Source organism: Halobacteriovorax sp. (assembly GCF_041587335.1).
In the GTDB taxonomy this organism is placed as follows: domain Bacteria; phylum Bdellovibrionota; class Bacteriovoracia; order Bacteriovoracales; family Bacteriovoracaceae; genus Halobacteriovorax.
Map to the genome: position 1 here is coordinate 1 of NZ_JBFGYP010000090.1, position 12,134 is coordinate 12,134.

Consider the following 12,134-nt stretch of genomic DNA (forward strand, 5'->3'; position numbering starts at 1 on the left):
AAAAGCTCTTTTGACAACTCTGTACGTGTTTGTGAATAAGTGATGAATTTATATTTTCACTTTTAAAAAGCTCCAATACTGAGACTAGACGATAGAGTGAAGTATAATCAAGAGTAGAGCCAGCAAATCGCATCCCATCTCTAGGGTAAGCAACACTATTTTCGTTAACATTCTCTAAAGAGGAAACCTCTGCAAACCAGCCAGTATTGAGAGGTCTAAGTTTACAATCTTTAGGGATAGTCATAAAGCAGCAACCTTCTCCTGCTCCAACGTACTTATAGCTTCCTGCTATATAGAATATCTTATCGCCTATTTTTGAGAGATCAACAGGCAGTGCCATGAAGCCATGATAGCCATCTATTATTATAGTAGAGTTATTCTTAGATACTTCTTCTACTAGAAGGTTAAGGTTTTCAACCGCAAGTCCACTATTGAAAAAGACATGTGAAGTAAAGACAACGTCAAAGCCTTTATAACTAGCTTCTATGAACCTTTCTTGAAATGTTTCTATCGGGAGAGTTGGAACAATTGTGACCTCTACTAGATCCTCTTCAATGTAGCGGTTAAGCTGTCTAGAAAAAGAATAGAATTCAGAATCCGTTGTTAATAGTTTTATCTTTTTTGTAAATGAGCTAAGAATTCTTGTGACTAGCTCATGAGTATTTGGTGCAAAGGTAATATCTTTTGGTCTATTAAAGTTCAAATTATTGCTAAGTAGGTTCTGGGCCTGAACGGCCTTCTCTGCGAGTATATACTCCCATTTATTATCAATCATTTTGCACGAGTCTTCCCAATACTCTAGCTGGGCCTCTCTTGTGCAGTCAGGCCAATAGTGGTGACTATGACAGGCAAAGTGAAGTTTTCCTTCATTGGCCTTTAAAAATCTTGAGTAGAGACTTTGGTATTTATTCATTAAAGTGAAATCCTAGGTTTTTCTTAATGTCTTCAGGAAGAGTTGGAAGCTTTGATCTTGGTATTAGAAAAGTAGAGAGGTTAAATAAATCTAAGTAGACTCTATTGTTTTCTGCCGCCATTTTTAAATAGTGATGCCCTGAAGAACCACCAGTTCCAATTTTTGTTCCTAACATTCTTTGTGCCATTAGGGCGTGTCGATATCTCCAAGTGGTGAATAGCTCATCCATATCCATTAGAGTTGTTAAGAATTTATAAGGTAAGTGTAAAATAGGTTCGTCTCTATAAAGAAGAATGAAGAGTGCATTTAAAGTTGCGTCTCTTGAGAGAGTTCTCTTACCCATTTCGATAAGCTGATTATGTCTAGTGTCATCTAGAAGGGATGCAAACGTTTCACGGGTTGCATTTAAATTTTCAAGTTGCATGGCCATCCCTCTAGAGTCTAGAGTGGCCTGGTTTTCATGAATAATTTTTTCATCATCATCTAAGATCAAATTAATTTTTTCTTCGTACTCGCTCCAGAAGTCAAAATTTTCACTCTTAGTAAATGGAATACGCTCTAGCCAAGACTCTGCTAGCTCTAGTATAGAAGCGGATGACTCAATCTCTAAAATTCTTTTTTTGTCTTCGTCATTTAGGCGACCGAGAAAGTACTCTCTATCAACTTCTTTTCTATTGCTTGTCTTAAGGCCCATAAGGACTTCAATTTCTCTAAATTGAACACTTTGAAATCCGGAGGCTGGAACTAAAAGGTCTCTGAACTCAAGAAAGTCCATTGGAGTCATAGTCTCCATAACTCCAAGTTGGTCAACTAGAAGTCCTTGAATTTTTGTGATTCTTTCAAGACGGGCAACAACAGTTGTTAAGTCTCTCTCTTGAACAGTTTTCCCTGAGAACATTGTCACAATTGATTTTAGTTCATGGATAATTTGTTTAAACCAGAGTTCATATACTTGGTGAACAATTATAAATAAAGTTTCATCATGAGCTTCATTATTCTCAATTTCTAAAGATTTTGGATACTGGGTATCAAGTAACTTATTAAGTTGAAGATAATCACCATAATAAACAGGTTCATGAGGTTTCTTGGCCATGTATATTTCCTTATTTTTTTTAAAGATTAACTAAATTAGGGGGAAATGAAAATAAATATCAATCTGTACAATATTCAGTTTTGTGAACTTTGATTGCCCTATAGCATTAGATTTGATAACTCTACTTCAAAATAATTAGTTGGAGAGAAAATGTTCGCGAGTAATCGTCATCCTAAATTTAGGAAACTCTTAAGTATTTGTATTTTCACACTTTTTTTCCTCATTTTAGTTGGAGGATTAGTTAGAAGTACTGGCTCTGGATTAGGGTGTCCAGATTGGCCGAAGTGTTTTGGGCAGTACATACCTCCAATGAGTATTTCAGAACTTCCTGTCGATTATAAAGAACAATATAAAGTTGCAGGTAAAGTTATCGCTGACTTTAACCCTGTCAAAACTTGGATTGAGTATATCAACAGATTAGTCGGCGCAACTACTGGAATTCTAGTCTTTTTGATGGCGCTGGCTTCATCAAGTTATAAGAATGAGAATAAATCTATTATTTATTTATCATGGGCAACTGTCTTTGCTGTAGGTTTTAATGGATGGCTTGGATCTATTGTAGTCTCTACACACTTAAAGCCAGTGATTATTACGCTTCATATGTTAGCAGCCGTTGCAACAGTATTTTTATTGATTGAAGCAAAGGTTCGCTCGGATGAAAATAATCTAATTTTTCACTTAAAAAAGGAAGTGGGAAAGCCAATAAAGAGTTTACTTGTTTTTATAATCTTACTTACTTTTGGACAAATTATTTTAGGTACTCAAGTTAGGGAAGGGATTGATCACTTATCTCATGATGGAGTCTCGAGAGACCTTTGGATATCTAAACTGGGGCTTGAATATTTTATTCACCGTTCATACTCTGCTCTAATAGTAATTGCTCACGTTGTTTTATTTATGAAAGTGTCTAAGTTAGGCAGTATTCATTCTCGAGTCATGCGCTGGTCTCAGATTACTTGCGCAATTGTGCTAGTAAATATTTTATCTGGAATAACTCTTGCTTATGGTTCTGTTCCACCAGCTGCCCAGCCTGTCCATTTATTGTTTGGGTTGATGCTCGCTTGTGCTCAGTATTTTTTATTCACTTTAGTTTCAAAATCAACAGCTCTTGAAGAGTAGCTTGTTAGAGAGTATATAGTTTAAATAATGCATATATTAATCAACGTTACTATTATTCTTACTTACGCCCTAATTATTTTGGGTGGAGTTGTTCATAACACTGGCTCAGGACTAAGTTGTCCTGACTGGCCTCTGTGCTATGGGAGTATTATAGCTAAGAGCTCAACCCAAGGTCAGCTTCTAGAGCAGCTCCATAGATTACTTGCAACGGGGATAGGTTTTCTTTCAATTGCTATCTTCATCTTTGGAAGAAAGCTTAAAGAAAGTCATAATAAATTTTATAAATATACATTTGCTTGTCTTTTTCTTGTTATTTTACAAGGAGCTCTTGGGGCTTCAACATTCTTTTATAAGCTTCCAACATTAATATCTACAACGCACTTATGTATTAGTTTGATTTACTTCTGTAGTCTTCTTTCAATGAAAAAAGAGTACGACTCAAGCGTTTCAAATAACACTCTTAAGGTGGGAAGAGAGGACTTTAAAGCTATCTTTGATCCGACTTTAAAAGATGGGATATTCTTTTCACTCCTCGCTGTTGCTATACAAGTTTTTCTTGGAGCAGTAATGAGACATAGTGGTGCAGGGAAGATTTGTGGTGCTGGAGAGTTTTTTCTTCAGTGCGTGCATTACCCATCAAATGAGATTCTTTATTGGTCATCAATTCCTAAAGTTCAGCTAAATCTTGCACATAAGTATTTTGCTGTAATTGCACTGTTCACTGTTATTTGGAATTGCTCTAGAGTTTATCTTTCAAGTTTAAAGTTCAAGGGTGTTTCTAAAAGTTTTAAAAACTCTCTAGGTCTTCATGGCCTTCTTGTAATAGTACTTACTTTACTTCAGGCCATATCGGGCTCACTTGTTTCTAAGTACAGCGTAAGTGTTGCTCCAACAACGATTCACCTTGCTTTAGCGACACTCCTTATTTGGTCTCTATGGAGCTTAAGAAACAAGCTTAGTTATAGTGAAAAAGAAGTACTGGGGGAAAACCAGCACACATTCATTAGCGATGTTTTAGAAATTACAAAATTGAGACTTGGTGTACTTGTAGTACTAACTATTGTTGTTGGAATTTTTGCAGCACCAGGTGAGCTTAATTTTTTCAAAGCTATATATGCTTTAATATTAATGACAATGGTCGTTTGTGGCTCAACAACTCTTAACTGTTACATTGAGAGAGATGTCGATAAGCTAATGGATAGAACAAAGAATAGAGCACTTCCATCAGGAAGAATGAAGCCATCTACTGCTTTGATTATTGGATATGGAATGATCTGTATTGCTCTTCCATTAATAGCTATATTTATTAACTGGCCAACGATGATTCTTTCATTAATTGCAGCAGTTCTATACTTATTTGCATATACCCCAATGAAATTAAAGAGTGAATTAGCACTATTTGTTGGAGCAATTCCAGGTGCAATTCCACCTGTTATGGGCTGGACTACTGTAACCGGCAAGATTGATGCTATGGCCATCATACTTTTTACAATTCTTTTTATTTGGCAAATACCACATTTCTTAGCAATAGCGATTTATTACTCAAAAGATTATGACGCAGGTAGTATTAAAGTTTATCCAAACAAGACAGGATTTGATAAGTCTAAACGAGATATCTTTATATATACTATTATATTAGTACTAAGTTCTCTTGGGCCTTATGCAATCGGCTATGCGAGCGTTGGTTATTTAAATACAGCATTAGTTTTAGGTATTTTATTCATAATTTTATCTATTTTTGGGTTTTTTAAAGACACTGAATCGAAGATTGATCGTTGGGCAAGGCAGTATTTTTTAGCATCTATTGTCTATCTTCCAATTCTTTTATCTTCTTTGATTTTCTTTAGCTGAAATCTATAGTAGAAGAATCTAGAATTATCATACTTTTATATATAGAATATAGTGACTTAGATCTCTAATTTAATAATTTTTAACTTCATAGTTTATTGAAAGGTTTTATCTATGACTGTTTTATCTGCTGCAGTTGCAAATACTGCAAAAACTTGGACTCTTTGGGAGAGAATGCAAACTCCTGAGGACATTTCTGTTAATGGCCATTTAATTGATTGGCTTTTTAACCTCACAACTTACCTGAACTTGTTCTTCTTCGTTTTGGTGTGTATTGGAATTTTTGGTTTCTCTTACCTTTATAGTGCTAAGAGAAATAAGAAAGCCTACTACACTTACGGGAACAAAAAGGTTCACATCATTGTTCTTACTGTAATTGGATTATCAGTATTCTTAGGAATCGATATGAATATTACTAGGATTTCAAACGAGGATTACGTAGAAGTATTCGCGAATTGGCCTAAAGAAGATGAGAAGCCTTTAAGAGTCGAAGTAATGGCACAACAGTGGGCTTGGCATTTTAGATATGCTGGTCGTGATGGTGTGTTTAATACTGAGGATGACGTTGTTCAGTTGAATGATCTTAGATTACCAATTGGAAGAAAAGTAATCTTTCAAGTTGTTTCTAAAGATGTGATTCACTCTCTGTATTTTCCAAATACAAGAAGAAAGGTTGATGCAATACCTGGTCGTATTACAAGACTATGGTTTGAGCTGACTAAAGATGGTTACTACAACATCGCTTGTGCGGAAATGTGTGGAACTTATCACTATAGAATGAAAGCTTACTTAACTTCATACACTCAAGCTAATTTTGAAGAATGGATGACGGAAGCAGAAGACAAAGCAATTGCCCAGAATGATCGCGAAAATGCTGATTTATATTGGGGATGGCCTTGGACTTGGTAAGATTAAACGAATTAGTTATTAAGGAGATATAGAGCAATGGCTTTTTACGAACAACATATCCATGATGCTCCAACAACTTTCTTGTCGAAGTATATTTTTTCTTACGACCATAAAGTGATTGGAAAACAATTTCTTTGGTATGGAATCCTATTCCTAGGAATCGGGGGAATGATGGCCCTTATGATTCGTTGGACACTGGCGTTTCCTGGACAACCGTTCCCAGTAATTGGAAATTTCTTATTTCCTTCTACAGGCGGTGTAGTTCCACCTGATACGTACGCGATGCTTTTTACTATGCACGGTACGATAATGATCTTCTACGCAATTACGCCGATACTTATTGGAGCATTTGGTAACTACCTTATTCCTTTGATGATTGGTGCAAGAGATATGGCATTTCCTTTATTGAATATGCTTTCATTTCATATTGCTGTTGCTTCAGGAGTACTTCTTCTTGCTGGTCTATTTACACCACTTGGGGCAGCCGCTGGAGGTTGGACATCATACCCAACACTTTCAACATTAATTGGTTCTCCTGGTGTAGGACAGACTCTTTGGACATTAGCTATTTTTGTTCTTGGTATCTCTTCAACAATGGGTGCAATTAACTATATTACAACGATCATTACTCTTAGAGCTCCAGGGATGGGATATTTCGATATGCCACTTTCTGTATGGGGATTAGGATTGACTGCAATTTTAAATGCGATCTTCCTTCCAGTTCTTGGTGCAGGTTGTTTACTATTAGTATTTGATAGAGTTTTTGGAACAGCTTTCTTCCTTGCGGGTGCTGCGGCAACTTCAGGAACAGGTGATCCGATACTTTTCCAACACGTTTTTTGGATCTTTGGTCACCCGGAAGTTTATATTTTAATTCTTCCAGCTTGGGGGATTGTTTCTGACCTTCTATCATTCTTTGCTAGAAAGCCAGCGTTTGGAGCTAAGGCAACTGCTCTATCTATGACGACAATTACAATTCTTTCAACTATTGTTTATGGTCACCATATGTATACAACTCAGATGTCTCCGCTGTTAACTCAGTCGTTTATGACTCTGACGATGACAATTTCTATTCCATCGGCAATCTTTTTTGCAAACTGGCTAGGAACAATTTGGAAAGGTTCAATTCGTTTCCATTCACCAATGCTTTTCTCTCTTGGTGTAGTATTTGTTTTCGGTCTTGGTGGTCTTACAGGTCTTTACCTTGCGACAGTAACAACTGACCTTTACTTACATGATACTTACTTTGTTGTTGGTCACTTTCATTACACAATGGCAGCTTCTGTTCTTCTTGGTGGTTTTGCCGCTACGTACTTCTGGATGCCAAAAATGTTTGGAACTATGATGAATGAGTTTTGGGCCAAGGTTCACTTTTGGATCACAATGCTAGGTCTAAATGGTATTTTCATGGGAATGATGGTTGTTGGTTATGCAGGTATGCATAGAAGACTTTATAACCCATTTGTTTATGAATTTATGGAAAGAATGATTCCAATTAATACTTTTATTACTTGGTCTGCAATTATCATGGGTCTATCACAGATAATTTTTGTGATTAACTTTGTACACGCTGTTTTCTTCAAGAAGGAAAAGGCCAGTGCAAACCCTTGGGAAGTTGGAACTTTAGAGTGGACGATTCCATCGCCATCTCCACATTATAACTTCAAGGAAATTCCTGTTGTTAAGTGTGGACCACATGAATATGGGAATCCAAATCTAACAGGTGAAAGAGACTTTCAATATCAAACTGAAGAGCTTGTGTAGATAAATGAGTACAGTAATGAGTAACACAACATTAACAAAAGAAAGAGTTGGAAGACAGATTACGTCTTCCATCGCTATGACTGTAATTTTAGTCACTTTCTCAATGCTGTTTGCCTCATTACTTTTAGGTTTTACAGTTTTTAGATTAACGTCTGATGTATGGCCTCCAATGGGATTTGAAAGGGTAGATCTTTTTCTTCCTACGATTAGTACTATTGTAATTGCAATTAGTAGTTTTACTTTTTGGAAATATGAGAAGTTGTTTTTAGTTGAGAATGCTGAAAAGAAACTTTGGCTGTCATTTACGATGGTCCTAGGCTTCTCCTTTATGGTCGCTCAAGCAATGCTTTGGAGTGATTTACACTCAAAAGGGATTTATGTTCAAGATGGAATCTTTCCATCGATCATTTTCTCTTTTACATGGACTCATGCTGCTCATGTAGTGGTTGCATGGTTTCTATTATTTTATTTGGTACCAACGCTTAAAGAAGGTGTCTCTGTAGAAAAACTTGAAAATAGAGTTTTTAATATCGGGAAATTTTGGCACTTCTTAGGTGTTGTTTGGTTAATTATGTATATAACGATTTTTTTATTTTAGAGGAATGACATGAAGAATATGGCTAAGCTAATTTTAACTCTTCTTATCCTTGGTGCTTTTACTTCTTGTAGTGAAAGTCACTTTCGTGAAGATAAAATCTTCGCTGGTGGTAAGTATGTAACTGCTAAAACTTTAAATAAGGGTAAGACCATTTATACTGAGTACTGTATGCCTTGCCATGGTGTTAACGGTGACGGAAAAGGTGTTGCTTCAAAAGGTATGAAAGTACCACCAAGAGATTTTACTAAAGGTATCTTTAAGTTTGGTCACGTACTCTCTGGAGAGTTACCTCATGATAAGGATATCTTTGAGTTACTTAAAAAAGGTTTAAATGGAACAGCGATGCTTCCATGGGACTTAAAGCCTGAGCAAGAAAATGCAGTTGTTCAATATATCAAAACTTTTGCACCTGAGGTGTGGGAAGGTAAAGATAAAGAACTTGGTGCACATGTTGTATTGATCAAGGATCCATACGGACTAGCTCATAAGTCTGCAGCGATTGCTAAAGGTAAAGCGATCTATCACGGTGAAGCGAATTGCCAATCATGTCACAGAGCTTATATCGGTGTTGAAGAGTTAGGAAAAATAACTGAAGAAGACCCTAGAGAAATAGATATGACTTCATATCAGCAAAAGCCACAAGAGACTGAATGGGGATTCCAGAATATTCCACCAGATTTTACTTGGGACTCTGTAAGAAGTGCTCGTACTGTTGAAGATCTTGCTAAGCGTATAGCTTATGGTATTGGTGGAACATCAATGCCAGCATGGAAAGATACAATTACTGATGATCAAATTTGGGCAGTCTCTTATTATGTTAAAAGTTTAATGGACATGAAAGATACTCAACTTAGAAAAGATTTGATGAATGCTATCAAAGCTGAAAATAAAAAGTTTGGAAAATAGGTAAAAATGTCTACAACAGTAGGTTACGTTAGAAAAAATACTTTTATCGAAAAGCTTGTGGCAAACAAGCTTTTTTGGTTTTTATTTATTGCTTTTACATTCTCATATCCAATTTATAAATCAATAAATAGAGAACTTCCTCCACCTTTACCGAAACTTTATAAAGTTCCAGAGTATACACTCACAAATAGTTTTAATAAGCCTTTTGGAAGTAAAGACTTAGAAGGGAAAATCTACATTGCAGGTTTTGCTTTCACAAGTTGTCCGACAACTTGCCCAGCTCTAATGGAAAAGATGGATAAGATTCAAAAAAGAGTAAGAGGACTTGGAACAAATATTGCTCTTGTCACTTACACAGTGGACCCAGAGTACGATACTCCAGAAGTTCTTTTTAAGTTTGCTAGAAAAAGACATGCTAATCCATACGTATGGACGTTTTTAACAGGTTCTGAAGCCGATCTAAAGCGAACTATTATAGATGGCTTTAAAGTTCCAATGGGGAAGCGAGAACCGATAACGGGGAATGTTGACGGCGAAGAAGTTTCTTTAATTGATATTGCTCATAGTGAGAAGTTTGTACTTGTTGATAAAAGTGGGTACGTTCGCAGTTATTATGAAACAGATAAGCACAGTATTAATCAAATGATGATTGATGTTGGTTTGCTTGCAAATAGTTTAGAAAAATAAATAAGGAGAATTATAATGTCAGAAGTTCATCACCATAGTCATAAGAAATTATATATTATTATATTCTTTGTACTTACTATTTTAACTGGAGTTGAGATTTTAATTCCTGAGTTAGATATAGCTTACTACTTAAAAGCATCTTCTCTTGTAGGACTCGCATTAGGTAAGGCATTTGTTGTTGCATACTTTTATATGCACTTAAATGAAGAAACAAAGTGGATGAAGTGGATAGCTGCAGTTCCTTGTTCAGCATTTCTTTATGCAGCGGTTTTGATCGCAGAATCAATGTTTAGATAAATTTTAAAGACATTTTAGATATAAAAAAAAGCTCCAGTTTGGAGCTTTTTTTATTGCAGCTTGAAAGAACAAGCTGCAGAAATTTTCTTAAAGTGATTATTTATATTCAGCTTTAAGCATTAACTCTTTTGTTGTTTCAACTAAGTTTCCTACTGTCCCAACATTAATTTTATCAACTTCGAAAGAACCAAAGTCAACAAGAGTAGGACTTAGAGGGGCCTTTGGATTAACAGGGTATTGATCAAAAGCTTTAGCTACCGGCGCTTGAACTTCTTTTGAACTTAAATATTCTAAAAGCATTGTAGCTTCTTTTACATTTTTAGAATATTTCGTAATACCAATTCCAACTCCATTTACGTGCGCATTTGAAAATCCTTGATTAGCAAAGAATGGCCTAACTGGATATTCTGAGTCTGCTTCAATAAAAGGAGCAAGGTAGTAAGAGTTAACTAAACCAACGTGACATTTTCCAGCAGCAAGAGCGCGAATGACATCTCGGTCACTTGACGTTGGATCCATTGCAAAGTTTGCAACCCATGATTTAAAAACATTAAGAGCTTTATTAGAACCAAGGTGTGCAACGATAGATGCAGAAAGTGCTTGGCTATAAGTACTGTTTGAAGTTCTTACACAAAGTTTACCTTTCCATTTTTTATTACCAAGGTCAGAGTAAGTCGAAAGTTCTCTTGGTGAAACAAGATCTCTATTATACATAATCACTCTTGAGCGATAAAAAATTGTGAACCAATTTTTATTAGTCTCTATAAAGTTAGCTGGTACATTTTCTTCAACTACTTTTGATTTAAAAGGTTGATAGATTCCCTTTTGAGTTGCTGTTGTATGATAAACAAGATCTTTATCTAAGTGTAAATCAGCAATAGTATTTTCACCTTCTCTCTTTATTCTATCTATTAAAAATTTACTTTTTGCAGAAACAACATTTACAGCAATTCCTGTTCTTTTAGTAAAAGGTTTAAAGACAGCTTCAAGTTTATCTCCTGGATAAACAGAGTAGATAGTTAATGTTTTTTCGGCAGCACTTAAAGACGTAAGTAGTGTGCATGAAAGAAGTAATACTTTTAAACTAAAATTCATAAATAACTCCATAGTGATTGTTTGGAAGTTTTATATGAAAACAAGTTTGGCTTGTCAAACTTAAGTCGCGACTGTGTAACAAATTGGATAAAGTAAGATAAGGAGAATAGAATATAGGTCTTACTAAGAGAAAAAGTAGAAAGAGTGATCTGAATATTAATGGTTATGAATAAAGTAGTAGATTTTATATAGAAGAAAGAGAAAAGGTGGATAGTAGATGTATTCTTTTTTTTATTTGTAATAAAAGAGGCTAAGTAAAATAAGAAAAAAATGAATATTTAAAGAAAATATAGAAAAAGAAGTAAAAAATAGAAGAAGTATTCAAATAAAAAAAATAAATAATAAAAAAATTGAAAAAAATTATGAATATTTTGAAAAAAAATAAAAAAAAATTGAATAATTTGTAAGTATTTTAGAAAAATAATAATAAATTTTGAATTTTTTTGAAAAATATTTAAAAAAAAAGACTCAAGACCAGAAAAAAGAACTTTTTCTAGGTTTTGAGTCCAAAAATAGAGGATTTTTTAGAGTTGAATAGAGATCGTTATGATTTTATCGTTCAAATTTATACGATCTAAGACATCTAAACCATCTACAACTTGACCAAAAATAGTATAATTTAAATCTAAATGAGATAAAGTTGTGAGGGCCATGTAAAACTGAGAGTCCGCACTATCAACGTCTTCTGGCTTCCTCGCCATCGCAACTGTTCCCTTAATATGTTGTAGTTTATTAAATTCAGCCTTAAGTTTTTCTCCACTTCCGCCGTTACCTGTACCTGTTGGATCACCAGTTTGAATAAGAAATTTTGGATGTACTCGATGGAACTTTAGCCCGTCATAGAAGCCCTCTTGGACCAATTGAAGGAATCTTGTAACGGTGTTTGGAGCATCGTTTGGATAGAG

General features: G+C 35.1%; 12 protein-coding genes. 8 read left to right on the plus strand and 4 right to left on the minus strand.

Annotated features, from left to right (window positions below; translation table 11 throughout):
• Together ABX784_RS11970 and ABX784_RS11975 are read right to left on the minus strand one after the other, a co-directional pair.
• A partial coding sequence (locus tag ABX784_RS11970; RefSeq protein WP_372655279.1) for an aminotransferase class V-fold PLP-dependent enzyme occupies positions 1-913 on the minus strand: 913 nt, incomplete at its 3' end.
• Positions 906-2,006, minus strand: coding sequence for a tryptophan 2,3-dioxygenase family protein (locus tag ABX784_RS11975; protein ID WP_372655280.1), 1,101 nt, complete (start codon positions 2,004-2,006; stop codon positions 906-908). The genes ABX784_RS11975 and ABX784_RS11970, both read right to left, overlap by 8 nt.
• Positions 2,007-2,156: 150 nt before the next feature.
• Between ABX784_RS11975 and ABX784_RS11980 the strand changes: the two genes are divergently transcribed.
• The 8 genes from ABX784_RS11980 (at position 2,157) to ABX784_RS12015 (ending at position 10,134) form a co-directional block, all read left to right on the plus strand.
• Positions 2,157-3,125, plus strand: coding sequence for a heme A synthase (locus ABX784_RS11980; RefSeq protein ID WP_372655281.1), 969 nt, complete (start codon positions 2,157-2,159; stop codon positions 3,123-3,125).
• A 27-nt stretch (positions 3,126-3,152) separates the two neighbouring features.
• Complete coding sequence (gene cyoE, locus ABX784_RS11985) at positions 3,153-4,976, plus strand: heme o synthase (RefSeq protein ID WP_372655282.1); 1,824 nt, start codon at positions 3,153-3,155, stop codon at positions 4,974-4,976.
• Between the two features lie 111 nt (positions 4,977-5,087).
• Positions 5,088-5,882, plus strand: a complete 795-nt coding sequence (locus tag ABX784_RS11990; protein ID WP_372655283.1) for a cytochrome c oxidase subunit II — start codon at positions 5,088-5,090, stop codon at positions 5,880-5,882.
• Positions 5,883-5,918: 36 nt separating this feature from the next.
• Positions 5,919-7,646: a cbb3-type cytochrome c oxidase subunit I gene (locus ABX784_RS11995; protein ID WP_372655284.1), complete on the plus strand. Its 1,728-nt coding sequence runs from the start codon at positions 5,919-5,921 to the stop codon at positions 7,644-7,646.
• A gap of 16 nt (positions 7,647-7,662) precedes the next feature.
• A complete protein-coding gene (locus tag ABX784_RS12000) occupies positions 7,663-8,244 on the plus strand; it encodes a heme-copper oxidase subunit III (RefSeq protein WP_372655285.1) in 582 nt (193 codons plus the stop codon).
• A 9-nt stretch (positions 8,245-8,253) separates the two neighbouring features.
• Positions 8,254-9,150, plus strand: coding sequence for a cytochrome c (locus ABX784_RS12005; RefSeq protein WP_372655286.1), 897 nt, complete (start codon positions 8,254-8,256; stop codon positions 9,148-9,150).
• A gap of 6 nt (positions 9,151-9,156) precedes the next feature.
• Entirely contained in the window at positions 9,157-9,837 is a 681-nt protein-coding gene (locus ABX784_RS12010; RefSeq protein WP_372655287.1) for an SCO family protein, read from the plus strand.
• Between the two features lie 15 nt (positions 9,838-9,852).
• Positions 9,853-10,134: a cytochrome C oxidase subunit IV family protein gene (locus tag ABX784_RS12015; RefSeq protein WP_372655288.1), complete on the plus strand. Its 282-nt coding sequence runs from the start codon at positions 9,853-9,855 to the stop codon at positions 10,132-10,134.
• A 96-nt stretch (positions 10,135-10,230) separates the two neighbouring features.
• Here the strand turns inward: ABX784_RS12015 and ABX784_RS12020 are convergent, their stop codons facing one another.
• A complete protein-coding gene (locus ABX784_RS12020; protein ID WP_372655289.1) occupies positions 10,231-11,229 on the minus strand; it encodes an extracellular solute-binding protein in 999 nt (332 codons plus the stop codon).
• A gap of 524 nt (positions 11,230-11,753) precedes the next feature.
• Positions 11,754-12,134: peptidylprolyl isomerase (locus tag ABX784_RS12025; RefSeq protein ID WP_372655290.1), on the minus strand; the 381-nt coding region annotated here is incomplete at its 5' end.

What these genes read in the sequence shown, in the direction of transcription:
- ABX784_RS12005 (WP_372655286.1), top strand. Translation starts at nt 8,254, where the DNA reads ATGAAGAATATGGCTAAGCTAATTTTAACTCTTCTTATCCTTGGTGCT.
- ABX784_RS11995 (WP_372655284.1), top strand. Translation starts at nt 5,919, where the DNA reads ATGGCTTTTTACGAACAACATATCCATGATGCTCCAACAACTTTCTTG.
- ABX784_RS11975 (WP_372655280.1), bottom strand. Translation starts at nt 2,006, where the DNA reads ATGGCCAAGAAACCTCATGAACCTGTTTATTATGGTGATTATCTTCAA.
- ABX784_RS11980 (WP_372655281.1), top strand. Translation starts at nt 2,157, where the DNA reads ATGTTCGCGAGTAATCGTCATCCTAAATTTAGGAAACTCTTAAGTATT.
- ABX784_RS12015 (WP_372655288.1), top strand. Translation starts at nt 9,853, where the DNA reads ATGTCAGAAGTTCATCACCATAGTCATAAGAAATTATATATTATTATA.
- ABX784_RS12020 (WP_372655289.1), bottom strand. Translation starts at nt 11,229, where the DNA reads ATGAATTTTAGTTTAAAAGTATTACTTCTTTCATGCACACTACTTACG.
- ABX784_RS11990 (WP_372655283.1), top strand. Translation starts at nt 5,088, where the DNA reads ATGACTGTTTTATCTGCTGCAGTTGCAAATACTGCAAAAACTTGGACT.
- cyoE (WP_372655282.1), top strand. Translation starts at nt 3,153, where the DNA reads ATGCATATATTAATCAACGTTACTATTATTCTTACTTACGCCCTAATT.
- ABX784_RS12000 (WP_372655285.1), top strand. Translation starts at nt 7,663, where the DNA reads ATGAGTAACACAACATTAACAAAAGAAAGAGTTGGAAGACAGATTACG.
- ABX784_RS12010 (WP_372655287.1), top strand. Translation starts at nt 9,157, where the DNA reads ATGTCTACAACAGTAGGTTACGTTAGAAAAAATACTTTTATCGAAAAG.